24 protein-coding genes are annotated in these 20,096 nt (G+C 70.2%); 11 read left to right on the top strand and 13 right to left on the bottom strand.

Going from position 1 to position 20,096, the window contains the following annotated elements:
• Both ACTWPT_RS26940 and ACTWPT_RS26935 read right to left on the bottom strand, forming a co-directional pair.
• A complete protein-coding gene (locus ACTWPT_RS26940; RefSeq protein ID WP_305924742.1) occupies positions 1-432 on the bottom strand; it encodes a type II toxin-antitoxin system PemK/MazF family toxin in 432 nt (143 codons plus the stop codon).
• A complete protein-coding gene (locus ACTWPT_RS26935; RefSeq protein ID WP_443180241.1) occupies positions 420-1,334 on the bottom strand; it encodes a helix-turn-helix domain-containing protein in 915 nt (304 codons plus the stop codon). Before ACTWPT_RS26935 ends, ACTWPT_RS26940 begins: the two co-directional genes overlap by 13 nt.
• 88 nt (positions 1,335-1,422) lie before the next feature.
• On the opposite strand from ACTWPT_RS26935, the gene ACTWPT_RS26930 reads away from it, so the two are divergent.
• Together ACTWPT_RS26930 and ACTWPT_RS26925 are read left to right on the top strand one after the other, a co-directional pair.
• Positions 1,423-1,776: a VOC family protein gene (locus ACTWPT_RS26930; protein ID WP_443180240.1), complete on the top strand. Its 354-nt coding sequence runs from the start codon at positions 1,423-1,425 to the stop codon at positions 1,774-1,776.
• 116 nt (positions 1,777-1,892) lie between these two features.
• Complete coding sequence (locus ACTWPT_RS26925) at positions 1,893-2,672, top strand: acyl-CoA thioesterase domain-containing protein (RefSeq protein WP_443180239.1); 780 nt, start codon at positions 1,893-1,895, stop codon at positions 2,670-2,672.
• 43 nt (positions 2,673-2,715) lie between these two features.
• Here ACTWPT_RS26925 and ACTWPT_RS26920 read toward each other — a convergent pair whose 3' ends face one another.
• Positions 2,716-3,021, bottom strand: coding sequence for a hypothetical protein (locus ACTWPT_RS26920; protein ID WP_443180238.1), 306 nt, complete (start codon positions 3,019-3,021; stop codon positions 2,716-2,718).
• A gap of 140 nt (positions 3,022-3,161) precedes the next feature.
• Between ACTWPT_RS26920 and ACTWPT_RS26915 the strand changes: the two genes are divergently transcribed.
• A complete protein-coding gene (locus ACTWPT_RS26915) occupies positions 3,162-3,944 on the top strand; it encodes a hypothetical protein (protein ID WP_443180237.1) in 783 nt (260 codons plus the stop codon).
• Positions 3,944-4,501 (top strand): DUF6529 family protein, encoded by a 558-nt coding sequence (locus ACTWPT_RS26910; protein ID WP_443180236.1) that lies wholly within the window; start codon positions 3,944-3,946, stop codon positions 4,499-4,501. Before ACTWPT_RS26915 ends, ACTWPT_RS26910 begins: the two co-directional genes overlap by 1 nt.
• 79 nt (positions 4,502-4,580) lie before the next feature.
• On the opposite strand, the gene gndA is transcribed toward ACTWPT_RS26910, so the two are convergent.
• Positions 4,581-6,005, bottom strand: coding sequence for an NADP-dependent phosphogluconate dehydrogenase (gene gndA, locus ACTWPT_RS26905; protein ID WP_443180235.1), 1,425 nt, complete (start codon positions 6,003-6,005; stop codon positions 4,581-4,583).
• Positions 6,006-6,068: 63 nt separating this feature from the next.
• Positions 6,069-6,758, bottom strand: a complete 690-nt coding sequence (locus tag ACTWPT_RS26900; protein ID WP_443180234.1) for an HAD family hydrolase — start codon at positions 6,756-6,758, stop codon at positions 6,069-6,071.
• A 133-nt stretch (positions 6,759-6,891) separates the two neighbouring features.
• Between ACTWPT_RS26900 and ACTWPT_RS26895 the strand changes: the two genes are divergently transcribed.
• The 6 genes from ACTWPT_RS26895 to ACTWPT_RS26870 all read left to right on the top strand — a co-directional run bounded on the left by ACTWPT_RS26895 (position 6,892) and on the right by ACTWPT_RS26870 (position 12,048).
• Positions 6,892-7,494, top strand: a complete 603-nt coding sequence (locus ACTWPT_RS26895; RefSeq protein WP_443180233.1) for an NAD(P)H-binding protein — start codon at positions 6,892-6,894, stop codon at positions 7,492-7,494.
• A gap of 4 nt (positions 7,495-7,498) precedes the next feature.
• Positions 7,499-8,161: an aldo/keto reductase gene (locus tag ACTWPT_RS26890; protein WP_443180232.1), complete on the top strand. Its 663-nt coding sequence runs from the start codon at positions 7,499-7,501 to the stop codon at positions 8,159-8,161.
• An 86-nt stretch (positions 8,162-8,247) separates the two neighbouring features.
• The gene (locus ACTWPT_RS26885) at positions 8,248-8,553 is read left to right on the top strand and encodes an aldo/keto reductase (RefSeq protein WP_443180231.1); all 306 of its coding nucleotides are present in this window, start codon (positions 8,248-8,250) and stop codon (positions 8,551-8,553) included.
• Positions 8,554-8,631: 78 nt separating this feature from the next.
• On the top strand, positions 8,632-11,133 hold the full coding sequence (locus ACTWPT_RS26880; protein WP_443180230.1) for an ATP-dependent Clp protease ATP-binding subunit: 2,502 nt from the start codon (positions 8,632-8,634) through the stop codon (positions 11,131-11,133).
• Positions 11,134-11,441: 308 nt separating this feature from the next.
• Positions 11,442-11,648: a cold-shock protein gene (locus ACTWPT_RS26875; protein ID WP_443180229.1), complete on the top strand. Its 207-nt coding sequence runs from the start codon at positions 11,442-11,444 to the stop codon at positions 11,646-11,648.
• Between the two features lie 172 nt (positions 11,649-11,820).
• Positions 11,821-12,048 carry a hypothetical protein gene (locus tag ACTWPT_RS26870; RefSeq protein ID WP_443180228.1) on the top strand — a complete coding sequence of 76 codons (228 nt, stop codon included), beginning with the start codon at positions 11,821-11,823 and terminating at the stop codon, positions 12,046-12,048.
• Positions 12,049-12,125: 77 nt separating this feature from the next.
• Here ACTWPT_RS26870 and ACTWPT_RS26865 read toward each other — a convergent pair whose 3' ends face one another.
• A complete protein-coding gene (locus tag ACTWPT_RS26865; protein WP_443180227.1) occupies positions 12,126-12,446 on the bottom strand; it encodes an STAS domain-containing protein in 321 nt (106 codons plus the stop codon).
• A 972-nt stretch (positions 12,447-13,418) separates the two neighbouring features.
• The gene (locus ACTWPT_RS26860; RefSeq protein ID WP_443180226.1) at positions 13,419-14,045 is read right to left on the bottom strand and encodes a TetR/AcrR family transcriptional regulator; all 627 of its coding nucleotides are present in this window, start codon (positions 14,043-14,045) and stop codon (positions 13,419-13,421) included.
• A gap of 113 nt (positions 14,046-14,158) precedes the next feature.
• On the opposite strand from ACTWPT_RS26860, the gene ACTWPT_RS26855 reads away from it, so the two are divergent.
• Entirely contained in the window at positions 14,159-15,157 is a 999-nt protein-coding gene (locus ACTWPT_RS26855; RefSeq protein WP_443180225.1) for an NADPH:quinone oxidoreductase family protein, read from the top strand.
• 140 nt (positions 15,158-15,297) lie between these two features.
• On the opposite strand, the gene ptsP is transcribed toward ACTWPT_RS26855, so the two are convergent.
• The 6 genes from ptsP to mtlA are packed head-to-tail and all read right to left on the bottom strand — an operon-like array spanning position 15,298 to position 20,086.
• Positions 15,298-16,968 carry a phosphoenolpyruvate--protein phosphotransferase gene (gene ptsP / locus ACTWPT_RS26850; protein ID WP_443180224.1) on the bottom strand — a complete coding sequence of 557 codons (1,671 nt, stop codon included), beginning with the start codon at positions 16,966-16,968 and terminating at the stop codon, positions 15,298-15,300.
• On the bottom strand, positions 16,961-17,242 hold the full coding sequence (locus ACTWPT_RS26845; RefSeq protein WP_443180223.1) for an HPr family phosphocarrier protein: 282 nt from the start codon (positions 17,240-17,242) through the stop codon (positions 16,961-16,963). The genes ptsP and ACTWPT_RS26845 overlap by 8 nt, the downstream gene beginning before the upstream one ends.
• Before the next feature lie 12 nt (positions 17,243-17,254).
• Positions 17,255-18,259: a zinc-dependent dehydrogenase gene (locus ACTWPT_RS26840; protein ID WP_443180222.1), complete on the bottom strand. Its 1,005-nt coding sequence runs from the start codon at positions 18,257-18,259 to the stop codon at positions 17,255-17,257.
• The gene (locus ACTWPT_RS26835; protein ID WP_443180221.1) at positions 18,256-18,681 is read right to left on the bottom strand and encodes a PTS sugar transporter subunit IIA; all 426 of its coding nucleotides are present in this window, start codon (positions 18,679-18,681) and stop codon (positions 18,256-18,258) included. The genes ACTWPT_RS26840 and ACTWPT_RS26835 overlap by 4 nt, the downstream gene beginning before the upstream one ends.
• Entirely contained in the window at positions 18,674-18,982 is a 309-nt protein-coding gene (locus ACTWPT_RS26830) for a PTS lactose transporter subunit IIB (RefSeq protein WP_443180220.1), read from the bottom strand. The genes ACTWPT_RS26835 and ACTWPT_RS26830 overlap by 8 nt, the downstream gene beginning before the upstream one ends.
• Before the next feature lie 3 nt (positions 18,983-18,985).
• Positions 18,986-20,086: a mannitol-specific PTS transporter subunit IIC gene (mtlA, locus tag ACTWPT_RS26825; RefSeq protein ID WP_443180219.1), complete on the bottom strand. Its 1,101-nt coding sequence runs from the start codon at positions 20,084-20,086 to the stop codon at positions 18,986-18,988.
• Between the last annotated feature and the right edge of the window lie 10 nt (positions 20,087-20,096).

Raw genomic sequence — 20,096 nt, 5'->3', positions numbered from 1 at the left:
TTACCGGCCGGCGCCCCAGCCGTGCGTCTTCATGAGCCGGGCCGCGACCCGGGCGAAGCGGTCGGCATCCAGCACTGCGCCCTCCCGCCGGATGTCGTCCTCGTCCAGCACGAAAACCCGGTCCAGCCGTACGTACGACGCTCGGCCGTCGCGCCCCCACGCGCCGAGCGGCAGCCATTCGGGCCCGTCGTCGCCCTTGCTCGACAACATCATGCCCAGCAACCTGCGCCCAGTGCGGCCCACGACCAGCAGAGGCCGGTCCTTGCCTCGGGACGGGTCCTCCTCGTACGGCACCCAGGCCCAGACGATCTCCCCGGGGTCGGCCAGGCCGTCGAGGTCGGGGGAGTAGGCCAGGGTGGCGGGGCCGTTGAGCACGTGGATCTCGCGTACCGCACCCCGAGCAGGCTGGGGGTCCTCACCTAGATCGCGCATTGGGGGAGCTTACGGCCCGCGCCGGGCGAAAATCCACCCGGTCGCGGATTTCGTGACGCGAGCAGGCGGCGCAGGGCCGTGGGGGTGTGGCCGACATGGCGGCGGATCGTGCGGGTCAGGTGCGCCTGGTCGGCGAACCCCAGGTCGGCGGCGAGCACGGCCAGGCTCGGCTCGCCGTTTTCCAGCCGGTCGAGCGCCCACCCCACGCGGACCCGGTTGCGGTAGTGGGTCAGCGAGATGCCGAGCTCGCGGGTGAAGGCCCGGCTGAGCTGGTAAGGCGACACCTCCAGGAACTCGGCCAGCGACAGCAACCCGCCCGCCGCCGGGTGCCCAGCCGTGATGGCCTCACGGGCGGCACCGGCGAGTGCGGCGGTCGTCCGCGTGGCTGCGCTCGTCCGCGTGGCTGTGCTCGTAGGCGTAGCGGCGGGTCCGAGGCGGCCGGAGACGGACCGGGCGAGAGCGGCGCAGATCAGCGGCAGCAGGGACTCGGCCAGCGCGAATCCGGTGTCGCCGTCCCGCGCGGCCGCGAGGACGCGGCGGTGGGCGAGGTCGAGAGAGGCGTCCACGTAGACGGCCGGCCGCGTCGGCCGGACGCCCTCGCCATTGCGGTCGCCGGTGAGCGTGCGCCACAGGTCGGGGGACAGGGACAGCGATGTGCACACGTCGCCGCCCGCCGGATGGGCGAAATGCTCCTCCTCACCCGGCACCCCGAGGTAGGCCATGGTCGGGTCGGCGACCGCGCTCTGGCCGTCCGCCTTGCGCCGGAACGTGCCGCGGCGCACCAGCACCACCCGATATCGGTCGTTCACCTCCGCGGCCGACCAGCCTCGGTGGTCGTCGACGCAGGTCACCGCGTCGAGGGTGAATCCGGGCCCGGTAGCGAGAAGCACGGAGGAACGCACGCGACGAACGCTACGCCGCCCCTCCGACAAATCCCGGCGCGCAAGGATGTTCAAGACCCTGCCGACCCGTCACCGGCACGCTGGCCTCATGACCACGACGACATTTACCGCCATAGTCATCGACTGCGCCGACCCGACGGCCCTGGCGGCCTTCTACGCCAAGGCGACCGGATGGCGTGTCACCGACGGCGACGCCGACTTCGCCGGTCTCGAAGGCGGCCCGGTCTCGATCGGGTTCCAGCGAATCGACGGCTACCAGGGCCCGGGCTGGCCCAACGACGGCAAGCACGTGCACCTGGAGTTCAAGGTCCCCGACGTCGAGACCGCCAAGAAGGAGCTGACCGCGCTGGGCGCCGCCGTCCCCGGCTTCCAGCCGGGCGGCGACTCCTGGACCGTCCTCCTCGACCCCGAAGGCCACCCCTTCTGCATCATGCAGGCCTAGAGGGCGGCGAAGAACGCCCTGATGTCGTCCACCAGCAGCGCGGGGGCCTGCAGCCCGGTCGAGCTGAAGGAAATGCTGCACATCCTCGGGCAGCGCCTGCTCTAGAATCTGATTCTGTGTCGTCGACGTCAGCGTTCTTCACCCAGAAGCAGGGCGAGTTGGTTCCCTCACCGCACGCCCGCGGCCCCTGGTCCCCCGACATGCTCCACGGCCGCCTCCTCGGCGGCCTCGCCGCCCGCGCCCTGGAAGAGCAGCACGCCGAGCCGGGCCTGCACTTCGCCCGGCTCACCGTCGACCTGTTCCGCAACAGCCCGATGCTGCCCGTCACGGTGGAGACCGCGGTGGTGAGGGACGGGCGCCGGATCCGGGTCGCCGATGCGATCATCTCCACCGAGCAGGGGGTGATCGGGCGGGCCAGCGCCGTGCTGCTGCGGCAGAGCGAGCTGCCCGGCGGCGCGCAGTCCCTCGTCACCCCCGCCTGGGACGAGCCTGCGCCGGACGGGCCGCCGGTCGAGAGGCCCGGGTGGAGGCCGCCGTTCGAGCTGTGGCGGCTGACCGAATGGGGCGCGCCCGGGCCGGGACGGGCGTGGATGCGGGAGACGTATCCGCTGGTGGACGAGGAAGCGGTGTCGCCGTTCGTCCGGGCGGCACTGGCCGCGGACTTCGCCAGCCCGCTCAGCAACGCCGGAACGGACGGGCTGCGTTTCATCAACGCCGACTACACGCTGACCCTCGCCCGTCTCCCGGAGAGCGACGTCATCGGCGTCGAGGCCACGGGACACCTGAACGCGGCCGGTGTCGCCACCGGCCAGGTCACCCTGCACGACACCGCCGGACCGATCGGCTTCTGCACCGTGACGGCGGTGGCCAACCCGGCCGGCATCGGCGGCCGCTGACCCCGGCAGAGCCGCCGGGCCCCGCACCATACGCCGTGCGGGCTCAAGCGCCAGCGAACACCTCGTAGTGGTCGACGGTCCGTTCCCGGTCGACCAGGAACGCGTCGTCCTCGGGGTAGAAGACCGCCATGCCCGGATCGTCACCGGCGAACGCCTTGATCGCGTCCCACGACTCCCAGAGGGAGATCAGGAAGAACTCGGTCCTGTCGCCTGCGTCGCGCCTGGTGAAGTATGCGCCCCGGTTGCCCGGAGTCGAGGTGTATCCGGCGAATCCGGTGCGCATCAAATAGGCCTCGTAGGCCTTGGCGTCGCTCGATCGCGTCCAGCCCCGCCACGTGCGAACGATCATAAGGTCCATGATGCTGCCCCCGGCCATCGCCGTACAGCGGTGACATCCCATCTGTGACGAAGACGTCCCGATCAGTGAACCGTTGCCGTACTTCCCGCGTACGCACTGGCAGAAGCTTCAACGATCAAAGGCGGGAGACCATGACGAGGCCCGGCCCCATTCTCACGTTGCTGGCGGGCATGGCCACCACGGCCGTCCTGGCCTCGCTCAGCCTCGCCGAGTTGCCCCCACCGCAGGCCGGCGGCATGACCTCGGCGTCCATGGAGGACCCGGCGGCGGAACCGCAAGACCCGGCCCCGACGCCGACCGGCGGCGCGAGCGAGGAGTACCCGACAGCGGAACCGCAAGACCCGGCCTCGACGCCGACCGGCGGCGCGAGCGAGGAGTACCCGGCGGCCGGACCGCAAGACCCGGCCCCGACGCCGACCAGTAGCTCAAGCGCCGCGCCCGTGGTCGTCCGTGCCGACTACGCGACCCGGGTCCGGGGCACCCGCGGGCTCCTGGCGATCTCCGTTCGCGGCGCCAAGGCGATCGCGTACTTCTGCGACGGCAGGACCGAAGCCTGGTTCCAGGGCATGGCCAACGGCGGGATCCTGACCCTGGACGGCTTCGGTGGCGCCACCGTGAGCGCCGAAATCGCCGACGGCAGAGCCATCGGCGAACTGTCGATCGGTGAGGAGCGCTGGGACTTCACCGCGTCGCCGGTCCGCAAGCCGTCGGGCCTCTACAGGGCGACGGCGCAGGTCCGGGGCGCGAAGCTGGTGGCCGGTTGGATCTACCTGCCGGATGGCAGCAGGGTCGGCGCCGTGACCCTGGACGGCGCCCTGGTCTCCGCGGAGATCCCCGAGCCCGGACAGGTCACGTTGATCAACGGCGTGGTGATCACCCCCGAGGACGTGGACGAATTCCTGGGAGAGCTCTGATGTACGACACCGAAGTGACCCGCCGGTCCGGCACGGGCGCCATCCTGCTGCTCATGCCCCTCGGCGTGGGCGCCCTCGTCTCGGTCGCCCTCGGCCGTTACGGCGCGCTGCACCAGCCCACCGGCTACGCCGTCGGCGTCGCGGGCTTCTCCGGCGCGCTCCCGATGAAGTCCTGGCTGACCACGGGCGCGTTCCTCCTCGCCGGGGTCCAGCTCTTCTCCTCCCTGGTGATGTGGGGCCGGATCCGCCTGGACATGCCGTGGGTCTATGGCCTGCACCGCTGGTCGGGCCGGCTGGCGTTCCTCTTGACGCTGCCAGTCGCCTTCCACTGCCTGTACGCGCTGGGGGCGCGTTACGACGACACCCGCGTGCTTGTCCACTCCCTCGCGGGCTGCTTCTTCTACGGGATCTTCACCACCAAGATGCTGGCCCTGTCCCGGCGCGGGATTCCCACGTGGGCGTTCCCCATCCTGGGCGGGCTGGCCTTTACGGCGCTGGCCGCCCTCTGGGTGACCTCGTCGCTGTGGTTCTTCACGACGGCCGGCTTGAAGTGGTGATGGCGGCCCGCCCGGCGATGGGGTGAGCGGCCCGCTCCATTCCGAGCGGGCCGCACGCCGCTAGGCGGGGAGCCGACCGCTAGGCCGGGCGTTCTGCCCGGTCGCCTGACCAGTCGGTGTGGAAGGCGCCCTCCTTGTCCACCCGGTGGTAGGTGTGGGCGCCGAAGTAGTCGCGCAGGCCCTGCACCAGTGCCGCCGGCAGCCGGTCGCGCCGCAGCCCGTCGTAGTACGCCAGCGCCGACGAGAACCCGGGCGTGGGCACGCCGATCTGCACCGCCGTGGTGACCACCCGCCGCCACGCCTCCTGCGCCGTGTCCAGGGCCGCCGCGAACGTCGGGTCGGCCAGCAGCGTCGCCAGGTTCGGGTTGGCGTCGTACGCGGCCCGGATCCGGTCCAGGAATTTGGCCCTGATGATGCACCCGCCCCGCCAGATGGTGGCCATGGCGCCCAGGTCCACATCCCAGCCGTACTCCTTGGAGGCGGCGGCCATCTGGTCGAAGCCCTGCGCGTACGCCACGATCTTGGACGCGTACAGCGCCTGCCGGACGTCCTCGATCAGCTCCCGCCCGCCGACCCCGGACACCTTCGGCCCCTGCAGGGACGCGGCGGCGGCCCGCTGCTCAGGGTGGCCCGACAGCGCCCGCGCGAACGTCGCCTCGGCGATTCCCGTCACGGGGACCCCCAGGTCGAGCGCGCTCTGCACGGTCCAGCGGCCGGTGCCCTTCTGCTCGGCCTGGTCCACCACGATGTCCACGAACGGCTTGCCGGTCTCGGCGTCCACCTGGTCCAGCACCTCAGCGGTGATCTCGATCAGGTAGGAGTCCAGGTCGCCGCGGTTCCACTCCCTGAACACCTCGGCCAGCTCGGCCGGCGTCGCGCCCAGGGCCTGGCGCAGCAGATCGTACGACTCGGCGATGAGCTGCATGTCCGAGTACTCGATGCCGTTGTGCACCATCTTCACGAAGTGCCCGGCGCCGTCCGCGCCGACGTGCACCGAGCACGGCACCCCGTCCACCTTGGCCGAGATGTCCTGCAGGATCGGCCCGAGCGCCTCCCACGACTCCTTCGACCCGCCCGGCATGATGCTCGGGCCGTGCAGGGCGCCTTCCTCGCCGCCGGAGATTCCGGTGCCGACGAAGTGGATGCCCCGCTCGCGCAGTGCGGCCTCGCGCCGCCGGGTGTCGTCGAAGTGCGCGTTGCCGCCGTCGACGATCATGTCGCCCGGCTCCATCAGATCGGCGAGCTGGTCGATCACCGCGTCGGTGCCGGCGCCCGCCTTGACCATGATGATCGCCCGCCGGGGCCGCTTCAGCGAGGCCACGAAGGCGGCGAGGTCCTCGGACGGCACGAACGTGCCCTCCCCGCCGAACTCCTTGACCAGCTGCTGGGTACGGCCGTACGACCGGTTGTGCACGGCCACCGCGTACCCATGCCTGGCGAGATTGCGTGCCAGGTTGCGCCCCATGGTGGCCAGGCCGGTGACGCCGATGTCTGCCAAGTCCATTGTCAAGCTCCTCTATGGGGAATACGCATAGTCCAGCCCGGGAGTTCGGGGGGATATTCCGTCCTAATCGAACCGCACGCCGAGTTCGTCGAGCCTGTTCAGCATGTCCGCCGGATCGGCGTACACCCTGAAGGCCCCCGCACGTTCGAGCTCATCCCTCCCGTACCCACCGGACAGCAGCCCGATGCCGAGCGCGCCGGCCCGGCGGGCGGCGAGCAGGTCCCAGACGCTGTCGCCCACCACCATGGCATGCCGCGGATCCACGCGCACCAGGGCGGCGCCCGCGAGGAACAGGTCGGGGTCCGGCTTGGCGCGCCGCACCATGTCCCGGGTGATCATCGGCGTCTCCTCCGGCAGACCCAGCATGCCGAGCGCGAGGCGGGCCGTGCGAGCGTACCCACTGGTCGCGATCGCCCACGGCACGCCCCGCGCGCCGAGCTCGGACAGCAGTTCGGCCGCGCCGGGCAGCGGTTTGACGGAGTGGACCTGCTGCTCGTACGCCTCCATGTGCGTGGTCTGCAACTGGTCGATCTGCTCCCGCGTCAGCTTCAGCCCGGTTTCACGCAGCAACGCGCTCACGAACAGCCCGCCGCTCATGCCGATGCGGCGGTGGATCCGCCACACCGACAGGTCGATCCCCATGCTCGACAGGGCCTGCCGCCAGGCGATGACGTGCTGGTAAACGCTGTCGATCAGGGTGCCGTCGAGGTCGAAGAGAAAGGCGGGCGTCGGGGCGTGCGGGAAGTCCGTCATGGCTCCATGACACCATGACGACTATGCGGATCATCATCGCGGGCGGACATGGAAAGATCGCGCTGCGCCTGGCGGAGCGCCTCAAGTCGGACGCCGCTGGTCGCGTATTCTCGCGGGGACTTCGTCACTCCGGTTGCCCTGGGTGAGGAGAGCCCACGTCGCCGACGTCGAGGCCACCGGGGCCGAGGCCGTGGTCTGTGACCTGGAGAAGGCGAGCCTGGACGACGTGACGGAGATCGTGCGTGGCGCGGACGCCGTGGTGTTCGCGGCGGGCGCGGGACCCGGCAGCGGCGCGGCACGCAAGGACACCGTGGACCCCTTCCGCACGGAGAGCAACAGTGGCGACGAAGTCCCCGTGAGGTACGCGACCAGCGATGCGGCAGAGAGGGCGGGGGTAGGACGCTTCATCCAGATCTCCTCCATGGGCGCGGGCAAGCCGCCGGCACCGGGCCGGGACGAGGTGTGGGCGGCGTACATCGACGCCAAGACCGCCGCCGAGGAGGATCTGCGTCGCCGCGACGGCCTGGCCTGGACGATCGTCCGCCCCGGCCGCCTGACCGACGAGCCCGGCACGGGCCTGGTGAGGCTGGCCCCCGAGGTGCCGCCGGGGTCGGTGCCGCGTGACGACGTGGCCGCGGTCATCGTCGCGCTCCTCGACAACCCGGGCACCGCCGGCCGGACACTGGAACTCGTCGCCGGCGAGACACCCATCCGCAGCCTCGTGGGGGAAGAGTGAAGCAGTGACTGAATATCGTGTACTCGGACGTACCGGTCTCAAGGTCAGCCCCCTCTGCCTCGGGGCGATGATGTTCGGCGGCTGGGGCGAGTCCGACCCTGGAGAATCGGCCAAGATCATCAACCGCGCGCTCGATGCGGGGATCAACTTCATCGACACCGCCGACGTCTACGCCCAGGGTCAGTCGGAGGAGTTCGTCGGCCAGGCGCTGGCCAAGTCGGGCAAGCGTGACGAGGTGGTGCTGGCCACCAAGGTCCACGGCGTCATGGGAGAGGGCCCCAACCAGCGGGGCAATTCCCGCCGCTGGATCATCCAGGAGGTCGAGAACAGCCTGCGCCGCCTCGGCACCGACTGGATCGACCTCTACCAGATCCACCGCCCCGATCCCGACACCGATGTCGAGGAGACCCTGGGCGCGCTCACCGACCTCGTCCGCCAGGGCAAGGTCCGCTACATCGGCAGCTCCACCTTCCCCGCCCACCAGATCGTCGAGGCGCAGTGGGCGGCGGAGCGGCGATCGCTCGAACGGTTCGTGTGCGAGCAGCCGCCGTACTCGCCGCTGGTCCGCGGCATCGAAACCGACGTGCTGCCTGTCGCCGAGAAGTACGGCATGGGCGTCATCGTCTGGAGCCCGCTCGCCGGTGGCTGGCTGAGCGGCCGCCGCTAGTCGCGTATCGCGGGGACTTCGTCACCACGGTTGCTCTCCGTACGGATCGGACGCGCAGGGCGCAGCGGCTGCCCGACCGCTACGACATGACGCAGGAGGTCAACCAGCGCAAGCTGGACGCGGTGGAGCAACTCGCCGTGCTGGCCGAGGAGGCCGGGATCACGCTGATCGAGTTGTCGATCGCCTTCACGATCCGGCACAGGGCCGTGACCTCCGCCATCATCGGGCCGCGCACCATGGAGCACCTGGAGAGCCAGCTCACCGCCGCCGAGGTGCGGTTGAGCGACGACGTGCTCGACGAGATCGTGGCGCCCGGCGTCACGCTCAACCCGGCCGACGCGGGCTGGCAGCCGCCGCAGCTGGCCGACGCGAGCCTGCGCCGGCGGCCCTGACCCGATACTTGCCCATTGCTGGCTATCGCTTGCGGACTGGGCGGCTAGGTGTCCCCTGGAGCGTAGAGGGGGCATTCGATGGCGGACATGCCGTTCAGGTCGTTTTTCGGAGGGGACCCGTTCAGAGGGTTCGAGGAGCTCACGGGCCGGGTGTTCGGCGGCATGGAGGGCTGGCCGCCGACCCGGCCCAGCGTGCAGCGGGTGGACGTGGGCAAGCTCCTGAGCGCCTCGGCCCGGGAGGTGCTGCGACGCGCGCTGGAGGCGGCCGGGCAGCGCGGCGCGCCGGACCTCGACGTGCTCGACCTGCTCGACGCGCTGATCGACGACGACGCCACCCAGTCCATGCTGCGTACCGCCGGGGTGGACCTGGGCCGGCTGCGTGACCGCATCGACGCGATGGCCGGCCCCGGCCAGCCCGCCGAGCCGCCCACGACGCTCTCACCGGCCGCCAAGCGCGCCATCCTGGACGCCCAGCGCATCTCCCGCGCTCTGCAGTCGTCCTACATCGGACCCGAGCACCTGCTGCTCGCGCTGGCCGCCAACCCGGACTCCAGCGCCGCCCGCCTCCTGCAGGACCAGGGCGTTTCGGCGAACGAGCTGCAGCAGGCCATCATGGCGGGCCCCGCCCGCCGGGGCGAGGGCCGCCGGGCGACGACGAACACGCCGTCGCTGGACGAGTTCGGCCGCGACCTCGCGGAAGAGGCCAGGCAGGGCAAGATCGACCCGGTCGTCGGCCGCGAGGACGAGATCGAGCAGGCGATCGAAGTGCTGTCGCGCCGTACCAAGAACAACCCGTGCCTCATCGGCGAGCCGGGCGTCGGCAAGACCGCGATCGTCGAGGGCATCGCCCAGCGCATCGTGAACGGCAGCGTCCCCGACACGCTCAAGGACCGCCGCGTGGTCGCCCTCGACCTGACCGGCATGGTGGCGGGAACGAAGTACCGTGGCGAGTTCGAGGAACGCATCAAGAAGGTCATCGACGAGGTGCGCGAGCACGCCGACGAGATCATCGTCTTCATCGACGAGGTGCACAACCTGGTCGGCGCCGGCGCCGCCGAGGGCGGCATGGACGCGGCGAACATCCTCAAACCCGCCCTGGCCCGCGGCGAGCTGCACGTCATCGCGGCCACCACGATCGACGAGTACCGCAAGAACATCGAGAAGGACGCCGCACTCGAACGCCGCTTCCAACCGATCCTGGTCGCCGAGCCGACCGTGGAGGAGACCGTCGAGATCCTGAGCGGGCTGCGGGACACGTACGAGGCCCACCACCAGGTCCGCATCACCGACGAGGCGCTCGACGCCGCCGCGAACCTGTCGGCCCGCTACATCTCCGACCGCTTCCTGCCTGACAAGGCCATCGACCTGATGGACCAGACCGCGGCGAGGGTCCGGCTGCGCTCCCGCACCCCCGGCAGCGACGTGCGGGAGCTCGAGGAGCGCCTGGACTCGCTGCGCCGCGACAAGGACCAGGCCGTCGCCTCCGACGACTTCGACCGCGCCAAGGACCTGACCACGCAGATCGACAAGATCCGGCCGGAGCTGCAGCGCGCCCGGCAGGGCACGGACACGGTGCCGCAGGTCATGGTGGAGGACATCGCCGAGGTCGTCTCCCGCCGTACCGGCATCCCGGTCATGCAGCTCACCGAGCAGGAACGCGACCGCCTGATGCGGCTCGAAGCGCACCTGCACCAGCGCGTGATCGGCCAGGACGAAGCGGTGACCGCGATCGCGGAGGCCGTACGCAGGGCTCGGGCGGGACTGTCGGACCCCAACCGGCCCATCGGCAGCTTCCTGTTCCTCGGTCCGACCGGCGTCGGCAAGACCGAGCTGGCCAGGGCGCTCGCCGCGGCCCTGTTCGGGGGCGAGGACCGCATGGTCCGCATCGACATGAGCGAGTACCAGGAGCGGCACACGGTCTCACGCCTCATCGGCGCTCCGCCCGGATATGTCGGGTACGAGGAGGCCGGGCAGCTCACCGAGGCCGTACGCCGCCGCCCGCACGGCGTGATCCTCCTCGACGAGATCGAGAAGGCCCACCCGGACGTCATGAACATCCTGCTGCAGATGCTCGACGACGGCCGCCTCACCGACGGTCATGGCCGCACGGTGGACTTCACCAACACGATCGTCATCATGACCAGCAACATCGGCGCGCAGCTCATCCTGGAGTCCACCGTCGACCCTGCGCAGCTCGAGGACCAGCTCATGGACCTGCTGCGCCGCTCCCTGCGGCCGGAGCTGCTCAACCGCATCGACGAGACGATCGTCTTCAAGCGGCTGGAGCGCGCCCAGCTGCGCCAGATCGTGGACCTGATGCTGGAGCGCACCCGGCAGCGGCTACGCGGCCAGGACGTCACGCTGGAGGTCACGGAGGTGGCCAAGGACTGGCTGGCGCAGCGCGGCTACCAGCCGGAGTTCGGGGCCCGCCCGCTGCGCCGCACGGTGCAGCGGGAACTGGACAACCGGCTGTCCACGATGTTGCTGACCGGCGAGGTGTCCGAGGGCGGCAGGGTGACGGTCGACGTCGAGAACGACCAGCTCCAGCTCATGGCCCACAACCCCGAACCGGCCACCTGACCCAGACGCTGCCGCTCGCGACCGCCCACCTGGCCGCCGGGGGGAACGGAGAGCGGCCGGCTCAGGAAAGCCTTGTTACCAACCCGCGATGAGCACGCACACTAACCCTGGCGCGGTGGACCGGAAAGGTATGCTAAGCTGTAGGTAGTTGTAGTTGTGGTACCCATAAAGACTTTGTGCGCGCCCGACAGAAGTGATCTTCGGGCGCGTTTTTGTTTTCCGGTCATCTCCGGATGGGCTCATCGCGGCGACATGGCAATTCGCGGGGTGCGAATTGCGTTTCCTGCACACATCTCGAGGAGATCGACATGGCAACCGGAACCGTCAAGTGGTTCAACGCCGAAAAGGGCTTCGGCTTCATCGCGCAGGACGACGGCAGCGCCGACGTCTTCGCGCACTACTCCAACATCGTCGCCAACGGTGGCTACCGCGAGCTGCAGGAGGGCCAGAAGGTAGCCTTCGACGTCGTCCAAGGTCAGAAGGGCCTTCAGGCGGAGAACATCGTCGCCGCCTGACCTGACACCTGTCACGGATCCGGTCCCGCACCGCTGCGGGATCGGATCCTTGCCGTCCCCGGCATCAGGTGGCCGCACGTACGATCTACCAAAGGTCCGCCCGACGCGGAGGGCGACGTCAGTTTCTTGACAACGGTCGATTTATTCGTCGGCAGGGCGCATACTGAGACTAATGAGACATCAAGCCGCGGCCCGGCGACGCCTGCCAGGAAGTCCCTTCAACGTTCCGGAGCTCCCACCACCGCCCATTGAGCAGTTCGCTGTGCGAGACCAGGTCAGCCACGACAAATACGGCCTCGGCCGGGTCATCGCAGTCGAACAAGATGTTGCCGTTCTCATTGATTTCGGTGCGGAGACGCGTCGCATCAACGCGCCGTACGCCAAACTTGTCAAACTGTGACGATGACCGCGCTCGTCGCGGGAGTGTGAGAGCGGTCGGCCAGAGTGTGCGGTTTCTGCTGATGTGTTCGTCAGCGGTCAGGCCGCCACTCGCAGACTTCGGTCCAGGCCGGTGAGATGCAGGAGCCTAGACATGTGCGGGCGGGGGGCGGTCAGGGCGAGGGCGATGCCTTGCGCGCGAGCGCGGCGCTGAATACCAATGAGCACGGCCAGCCCGCCGGCATCGCAGAAGCTCACCTGTGACATGTCGAGGATGAGCAGGCTGCTGCTGTGGTGCAACACGTTCAGGAGTTGCCGGCGCAGCGCCGCAGTGGTGAAGATGTCGATCTCGCCGCTGAGGTGAATCGTGGTGGGGGCCGATGTCCCGGCCCCGCCGATCCGGCGGGTGTCGATGATCATGAAAGTCTCCCATCGGAGAGAGCAGGAATGAGACGCCTGCCGGCCGGAGATCGGTCCGCCGCGCTGGAAGGCGCTATCGGCACCGCTCGATCCAGCCGGCAGGCAGCACGTGGTCTCGCCGACCTCGGCAGGGGGACGGACCTGTGATTGATCAAGGCCCCGTCCTCACTCTCCGCACAGGCCGAGACTTCGGTCGTGCGTGTCGGCGGCGGGAAGACGAGCGGCAGTGAGAACTGCGGCGGCCATGACGCGCCAGTGCTCAGCGGCGAGAAGTGGATGGGGACGGTTGGCGTCATGAATGCCTGTCCGGGCCCGATGAAGGGCCGAAGCCATGTATCGCCGCGGGCGACGCCGACCTGAATGTCAACGCACGAAATGTCCTCGGTATTTTTGAGTATACCTCATATCCGAGGGTCATGTCTGGAATTGGCGAATTCCAGATATATTCGCCGAAGCGATTTCCGGAAACTACACAATGAGCTGTGCTCAGGAGCATCCGGGTACGACATCAACGACGGAGTCTCCGGGGTACGCCACCTGCGCCTGGTGGCAGCGACAGCGCACGATGAGCGTCCTGCCGGTGGGCGTGGGCCGCCTGGCGGGACCGGCCCACCGAGTCTGCGGACTTGATCGGCGGCTCTCCCGTCACACGCTTGGGCGAAGCCCCGGCGGTCGGGGTGGCCCGGGCGATTCACTTCCGGAATTGGTGAATTCAAGAACCAGCAGGTAAACGTAAAAACACCGCGGACCTTTTCGCATGTCGGCACCCAGGTCCGCTTCGCCCGCGGCGATAGAAGATAGACGGCCTTTCCGGCCGGACAAGCCAGGCTGCCATGGTGCCGACCCTCCTTTCTTCATTCCAACGCTGAGCCCTCACCCGCACCCGGCACAGCATCGAACACCACCTGCGCTGGCACCTATGGCGCCGACGCCACCAAGTCCACGCCCGCTGGTTCCACCACCGAACACGACTCAACCGCCGATGTGTGACGGCGCGGACGTGAGCGTGTCCCATGCGGCCATCGCGCAGGTGATGACCGCTTCCAGCTCGGCGCGGGTGGCGCCGTCGCGGGCTTGTATGGACAGGCCTTGCACCACGGTGGTGTAGTAGCGGGCGATGGCGTCGAGGCTGGCGGGCGGCGCGGTGAGGTCGCCGTCGGTGACGCCGCGGGCGAGTCGGTCTTTGACGGTGGTGAGCATGTCGTGCCGGAGGCCGGCCAGGAACTCCCGGACCGCGTGGTTTTCCACGGCGCCGGTCGGCGCGGCGAGGATGAGCATGCTGTAGTGCGGGGTGTCGGGGCGGGTGATCTCATCGGCGGTGGCGCGCAGCATGGCGTGGATCGCGGCGCGTGTGGTCGGTTGCTCGTGCAACGCGCGCCTGGGCGGCTCGCCTGAGGTCGTGCCGTAGAGCGCCATGACCTTGCGGAACAGGTCCTCCTTGCTGCCGAAGCAGGCGTAGATACTGGCCGAGGCGATTCCCATGGCCTGGGCCAGGTCGTTGAGCGAGGTGCCCTCATAGCCCCGTTCCCAGAACAGGTCCAGCGCCTGGCGCAGGGCGGTGTCCGGGTCGAAGGTGCGCGGCCTGCCGCGAGTAGCCATCGGGATGCGTCTCCGTACTTGTTTGTCGTTCGATCAAGTTTACCTTGACCTGCATCGCACGGCCGTGCCACGATTTGTTGGCCGTTCGACAAACAAACAGGAAGACGACTGCCATGAGCATTCCCTCCACCATGCGTGCCCTACAGCAGACGTCCCTGAACGGCCCGCAGGACTTGTGCCTGATCACCGACGCGCCGGTGCCGAGCCCAGGTCCGGGCGAGGTCCTGATCCGGGTCACCGCCGCCGGCGTCAACTTCGTCGACATCTCCCAGTCCCGCGGCACGTTCGCAGGTGGCCCGCAGCCGCCGTATCTGGCGGGCATCGAGGGCGCCGGTGAAGTCACCGCCGTCGGCGAGGGGGTGACCGCCCTGGAGCCCGGCGCCCACGTCATCGGCGTCGGCGTCAGAGGCGGCGCCTTCGCCGAGTACATGGTGCTGCCCGCAGCCGCCGCGCTGCCGGTGCCGGCGGGCTGGGCCGACGAGCAGGCGCTGGGCCTGGTCGTGAACTGGCCGACGGCGCTGGCGGCCCTCAAGCCGCTGGGCCGCATCGCCGCTGGGCAGACCGTGCTGATCCACGCCGCGGCCGGCGGGACCGGCCAGGCCGCAGTGAAGATGGCCAAGCACTACGGCGCGACGGTGATCGCCACGGCCTCGCCAGGCAAGCACGAGGTGGTACGGGCGCAAGGCGCCGACCACGTCATCGACTCCCGCGGCGCCGACCTCGCCGCCGAGGTCCTGCGACTGACCGGCGGCGCGGGCGTCGACCTGGTGCTGGAGTCGGTCGGCGGCGCCACCCTCGACGCCAGCCTGGCCGCGACCAAGCGGGTCACCGGCCGGGTCGTCGTCTATGGCGTGGCCGGCGGCGAAGCCGCGATCAGCAACTGGGAACTGGTCTACAAGCACCAGATCCACGTCATCGGCCTGAACATCGGCATCCTGATTCAGGCCGCACCGCAGATCTTCGGCGAGGTCATGGGTGAGATGTTCGGGCTACTCTCGGCCGGGGTACTCGGCCCCGGCCGGCCCACCATCTACGAGCTGGCCGAGGGGCCGAAAGCACTCGCGGAACTGGAAGCGCGAGCCACCGTGGGGAAGCTGGCACTGCTGCCCTGAGCAGGCTGTGACGCCAGGTAGCGGGTCCCCCGGCTTTTCTGAAGGGCCACGTAGAGGCTGCCTGCCCGTACAGCGGCATGGTGGGCTGCCCACCGCTACGGCAGGCACCCTCGCACAGATCACGATCTCGGACTGCCGTACTAGGCGAGGGCCGCGCGGGCGCGTTCCCGGCACTCGTGCAGGGTAAGCGCCGCCAGGGCTTCCCGGACTGCCGGAACGCACACCGGGGCCATGGACAGGCTTGTCACGCCGAGACCCACCAACAGGGGAGCCAGCAGGGGGTCGCCGGCAGCCTCCCCGCACACGCCGACCGGCTTGCCCGCCTCCCGGCCCGCCTCCGCGCACATCGCGATCAGCTCCAGCAGGGCGGGCTGGCGGGGGTCGAGGAGGTCGGCCAGGGCGGAGTGCTGGCGGTCGGCGGCGAAGGTGTACTGGGCCAGGTCGTTGGTGCCGATGCTGAGGAAGTCCACCTCCTGCAGCAGCCGCCTGGCCTTCAGCGCCGCCGCCGGCACCTCCACCATCACCCCGACCCTGGCGATGCCCTTGGCGCGGGCGCGCCGGGCGAAACCCGACGCCTCGCCCATCGTGGTGACCATGGGCGCCATCACCCACGCCTGCGTGCCGGTGGCCCTTGCTGCCTCGGCGATCGCGTCCAGCTGGGTGTCGAGCACGCCGGGCAGCAGACGGTCGACGCGAAGGCCACGGACGCCCAGGGCCGGGTTCGGCTCCTCCGGCAGGCCCAGGAAGGGCAGCGGCTTGTCGGTGCCGGCGTCCAGCGTGCGGACGACGACCGTCTCGGCCTGCGTGAACACCTCGGTGTACGCCGCGACCTGCTCCTCGAACGAGGGCGCCTGCTTGCGGTCCAGGAACAGGAACTCCGTGCGGAACAGTCCCACGCCCTCCGCACCCGGGCGCAGGTCCGCGGCCGAGCCGATGTTGAGTAACAGCTTCACGGGGTGGCCGTCGGCGGTCCTGCCGGGGCCCTGGCTCGCCGCCAGCCTGGCCTTCTCGGCGCGGTCGCGCTCCCTGACCTCGGCCATCTCCTCGGCGGAGAGGCCGACGGCGATCTCGCCGGTCGTGCCGTCGACGCCGACGACGGTGCCGTCGGGGACGCCGGCGATCTCCGGGCAGGCCACCACGGCGGGCAGGCCCCGGCCGCGGGCCAGGATCGCGGTGTGGCTCGTCGGCCCGCCCCGCTCGGTGACCAGCGCCAGCACGTCGTCGCCCAAACCGGCGGTGTCGGCGGGGGAGAGGTCCGCGGCCACCAGCACGTACGGGTGGCCGGGGGCGGGAAGCCCCGGCATGGGCAGGCCGAGCGCGAACGCCACCGCGCGATGCTTGAGGTCGTCCAGGTCGGCGGCCCGCTCGGCCAGATAGCCGCCCAGCGCGGCGAGCGCGTCCCGGTGATGGGTGAAGGCCGCGTCCAAGGCGTGGGACGCGTCGAGGCCGCCGCGTGCCTTTCCCTCGGCCTCCTCCCGCAGCATCGGGTCGTCGGCGATCATGGCGAGCGCCTCGAGGATCTCGGCGGCCTCGCCCTGCGCGCCGGTGGCCCGCTGGGCGAGGTCGGCGGCCACCGCCCCCAGGGCCTTGACGACGGCGGCCGCCTCGGCGCCGGTGTCGGCGACCGGCCGGGGGGCGGGCAGTTGCGGCGGACCGGCCATCCGGATCACCGGGCCGGCTGCCCTGCCCTGACTGACACCGAGCCCGGTGAGCCGCCCACCGGCCCCCGACCAAGGACCGCCGCCGCGGCCCCGTGGGTCGCCGCCGAGGTGCGCGCCACCGGACATCGTGTTGCCGCCGGTGTCAGGCATCGAGGGCCTCTTCCGCGTCCAGGTCGCGCGAGAGCAGCGACACCAGCGCGTCCAGCGCCTCTTCGGCCCCCGGCCCGTCCGCTTCCAGTGTCACCTCCGTCCCCTGGACGGCCCCCAGCGACAGTATCCCCAGCATGCTCTTGGCCGGCACGGCCTTCTCGCCGAGCCGCACCGTCACGGGCACCCCGAGCCGTATCGCCTCCTGGACGAACAGCTTGGCGGGCCGGGCGTGCAGGCCGCTGGCCGAGGCCACGGCGACCGTTCGATGTGCCATGAGAGCGCCTCCTTACGGTTCGATGGTGACCTTGATGGCCGCGCCCCGGCTGACGAGGTCGATCCCGTCGAGCACCCGGGGCAGCGGCAGCCGGTGAGTGATCAGGTCGGACACCACGACGGCCCCCTCGGCCACCAGCCGCAGCGCCGAGGCGTTGTGGGCGGGGCTGGAGCCGTTCGCGCCGACGATCGTCAGCTCCCGGTAATGCACCAGATTGGAGTCCAGCGCGATGATCGGGTCGTTCTTGGGCAGGCCGCCGAAGAAGCTGATCCGGCCCTGCCTGGCGGCCATCCGCACCGCCTGCTCCTGCGCCGCCCCCGACGCCGCCGCCGTGATCACCACGTCGGCGCCCCGCCCGCCGGTCAGCTTGAGCACCTGCTCGACGGGGTCGGCGTCGATCGCAGCGTCCGGGCGTACCAGCTCGGCGGCCATCGCCAGGCGCTGCGCGTTGACGTCCACGAGGAACACGCGGGCGGCGCCGCGCGCCCGCGCCAGGCGGACGTGCAGGCAGCCGATCGGGCCCGCGCCCATCACGACCACGTCGTCGCCCGCGCCGACTCCCGCCAGCTCCTGCCCGTTCAGTACGCAGGCCAGCGGCTCGGCGACGGACGCCTCCGCGTACCCGACGCCGGACGGGATGGCGTTCACGCCGTCAACGGCCAGCACCTTCGCCGGGACGATCATGTACTCGGCGAAGCCGCCGTCGTAGTGATAGCCCATCGACTCCTGGTTCGGGCAGACCGTCTGCCGGCCGCGCAGGCACTCGGCGCACGCGCCACACGGGATCGCGGCGATCACCTGGACCCGTGCGCCGGTGTCCACGACCTCGCCGGCGATCTCGTGGCCCATCACCCGCGGCGGCCTGATGTGATGGTGCCCGAACTTGTAGATCTTGGCGTCGGTGCCGCAGGTCGAGCAGTTGCGTACCCGGATCTTCAGCTCGCCGGGCCCGGCCGCGGGCTCGGGCGCGTCCTCGATCCTGATGTCGCCCGGGGCGTGGAATCTGGCGACCTTCATGTGAGCTCCTTCATCACCTGCGCGACGTCGGTGGCCTCGCGCAGTGCCTTGGCGCGGTCGGGGTCGAGGAGGATCTCGGCCAGCGCCGCCAGCAGCGGCACGTGCCCGCCCTCCCGGGCGGCGATGCCGACGCACAGCGTGACCTCCTCGCCGTCCCAGTCCACGCCGCCGGGGAAACGCACCACGCAGATAGCGTCGCGCGCGATGTCCTCCTTGGACGCGGCCGTCCCGTGCGGGATGGCCACGGCCTCGCCGACGTACGTGGAGATCGACCGCTCTCGTTCGAGCATCGCCTCGATGTACGGCTCCGCGACCGCCCCCACCTCGACCAGCACCTGACCGCAGAGGCGAATGGCCGCGTCGCGGTCGGGGGCGCTCTCGTGCAGCCGCACCGCGCGCGGGTCGAGCAGGTCGTCACGCATCGACGGTGCCGCCGTTCTTGATGGTGTTCACCAGCCTGGTCACCGCCGGGTCCCCGAGGAAGATCTGGAACGGCACCAGCACCTTCCCAGGAGCGGCGGCCCTGGCGCGGGCGGCGAGCCCCGCGTGGCACACCACCACGTCGGCGTCGTCCGGGATGGAATTGACCGGCGTGTGCTCCACGCTGACGCCGCTGTCCTTGAGCTGCTTGCGTAGCTGGGAGGCGAGCATCACGCTGCTGCCCATCCCCGCGTCGCAGGCAACGATGATCTTGTGGATGTCCTTGCTGTCGATGCCGGCCATGGCTCACGCCTCCTTGGTGACGGGTTCGGTGCTGGAAACTTCCTCTTCGGGGGCCTTCTCGCCCCTGCCGAAGCCGAGCAGGAGGGCGGCGACGGCGAACGACACGGCCGTGGCCACGAGGATCCCGAGGCTGGAGCCCAGCCAGCCGCCCCTCGGCGTGACGGCCAGGTAGGCGAAGATGCTGCCGGGCGACGGGGTGGCGACCAGGCCCGCCCCGGTGACCATGAACGTGAACACCCCGGCCGCGCCGCCCGCGATGACGGCCGCGATGAGGCGCGGCTTCATGAGCACGTACGGGAAGTAGATCTCGTGGATGCCGCCGAAGAAGTGGATGATCATTGCGGCGGGCGTGCTCGGGCGCAGTTCGCGCGGCCCGAACAGCAGGTACGCCAGCAGGAGCCCCAGCCCGGGGCCCGGGTTCGACTCCAGCATGAAGAGGATCGACTTGCCCGCCTGGGCCGCCTCGGCGACGCCGAGCGGGCTGAGCACGCCGTGGTTGATGGCGTTGTTCAGGAACAGCACCTTGGCCGGCTCGATGAGCAGCGACGCCACGGGCAGCAGGTTGTTGATGATCAGCCACTCGACGGCGTTGCCCGCGGCCGTGGTGACCGCCTGCACGATCGGCCCGATGCCGAGGAAACCGACGATCGCCATCGCGCCGCCCACGATGCCGGCGGAGAAGTTGTCCACCAGCATCTCGAACCCGGCCTTGGTCCGCGCCTCCGTGAACTTGTCCACATATTTCAGGATCAAGGCGGTCAGCGGACCGATGATCATGGCGCCGAGGAACATCGGGGCCTCGGTGCCTACCACGACGCCCATCACCGCCACGGCGCCGACGACCGCGCCGCGCTGCCCGTGCACCATCCTGCCGCCGGTGTAGGCGATGAGCACCGGCAGCAGGGTCGAGATGATCGGGCCGACCATCTTCGCGAGGGTCTCGTTCGGCAGCCAGCCGGTCGGGATGAACAGCGCCGTGATCAGGCCCCAGGCGATGAACGCGCCGATGTTCGGCATGATCATTCCGGCCAGGTGGCCGCCGATGCGCTGGATGGTGGCCTTGACGCCGGTTCCGGTGACCGGGGGCGTGTAAGTGTCGGCCATGGGACTTGCT

Origin of the sequence: Nonomuraea sp. 3N208, from assembly GCF_052245935.1 — a bacterium.
Lineage (GTDB): Bacteria > Actinomycetota > Actinomycetes > Streptosporangiales > Streptosporangiaceae > Nonomuraea.
Note: the sequence above shows the minus strand (reverse complement) of the source record. Positions and strands in the feature narration are given on the sequence as shown.

Bases quoted from the DNA above. Each gene is read 5' to 3' on its own strand.
- ACTWPT_RS26940 (WP_305924742.1), bottom strand. From the start codon at position 432: ATGCGCGATCTAGGTGAGGACCCCCAGCCTGCTCGGGGTGCGGTACGC.
- ACTWPT_RS26930 (WP_443180240.1), top strand. From the start codon at position 1,423: ATGACCACGACGACATTTACCGCCATAGTCATCGACTGCGCCGACCCG.
- ACTWPT_RS26920 (WP_443180238.1), bottom strand. From the start codon at position 3,021: ATGATCGTTCGCACGTGGCGGGGCTGGACGCGATCGAGCGACGCCAAG.
- ACTWPT_RS26915 (WP_443180237.1), top strand. From the start codon at position 3,162: ATGACGAGGCCCGGCCCCATTCTCACGTTGCTGGCGGGCATGGCCACC.
- ACTWPT_RS26910 (WP_443180236.1), top strand. From the start codon at position 3,944: ATGTACGACACCGAAGTGACCCGCCGGTCCGGCACGGGCGCCATCCTG.
- gndA (WP_443180235.1), bottom strand. From the start codon at position 6,005: ATGGACTTGGCAGACATCGGCGTCACCGGCCTGGCCACCATGGGGCGC.
- ACTWPT_RS26900 (WP_443180234.1), bottom strand. From the start codon at position 6,758: ATGACGGACTTCCCGCACGCCCCGACGCCCGCCTTTCTCTTCGACCTC.
- ACTWPT_RS26885 (WP_443180231.1), top strand. From the start codon at position 8,248: ATGACGCAGGAGGTCAACCAGCGCAAGCTGGACGCGGTGGAGCAACTC.
- ACTWPT_RS26880 (WP_443180230.1), top strand. From the start codon at position 8,632: ATGGCGGACATGCCGTTCAGGTCGTTTTTCGGAGGGGACCCGTTCAGA.
- ACTWPT_RS26875 (WP_443180229.1), top strand. From the start codon at position 11,442: ATGGCAACCGGAACCGTCAAGTGGTTCAACGCCGAAAAGGGCTTCGGC.
- ACTWPT_RS26870 (WP_443180228.1), top strand. From the start codon at position 11,821: ATGAGACATCAAGCCGCGGCCCGGCGACGCCTGCCAGGAAGTCCCTTC.
- ACTWPT_RS26865 (WP_443180227.1), bottom strand. From the start codon at position 12,446: ATGATCATCGACACCCGCCGGATCGGCGGGGCCGGGACATCGGCCCCC.
- ACTWPT_RS26860 (WP_443180226.1), bottom strand. From the start codon at position 14,045: ATGGCTACTCGCGGCAGGCCGCGCACCTTCGACCCGGACACCGCCCTG.
- ACTWPT_RS26855 (WP_443180225.1), top strand. From the start codon at position 14,159: ATGAGCATTCCCTCCACCATGCGTGCCCTACAGCAGACGTCCCTGAAC.
- ptsP (WP_443180224.1), bottom strand. From the start codon at position 16,968: ATGCCTGACACCGGCGGCAACACGATGTCCGGTGGCGCGCACCTCGGC.
- ACTWPT_RS26845 (WP_443180223.1), bottom strand. From the start codon at position 17,242: ATGGCACATCGAACGGTCGCCGTGGCCTCGGCCAGCGGCCTGCACGCC.
- ACTWPT_RS26840 (WP_443180222.1), bottom strand. From the start codon at position 18,259: ATGAAGGTCGCCAGATTCCACGCCCCGGGCGACATCAGGATCGAGGAC.
- ACTWPT_RS26835 (WP_443180221.1), bottom strand. From the start codon at position 18,681: ATGCGTGACGACCTGCTCGACCCGCGCGCGGTGCGGCTGCACGAGAGC.
- ACTWPT_RS26830 (WP_443180220.1), bottom strand. From the start codon at position 18,982: ATGGCCGGCATCGACAGCAAGGACATCCACAAGATCATCGTTGCCTGC.
- mtlA (WP_443180219.1), bottom strand. From the start codon at position 20,086: ATGGCCGACACTTACACGCCCCCGGTCACCGGAACCGGCGTCAAGGCC.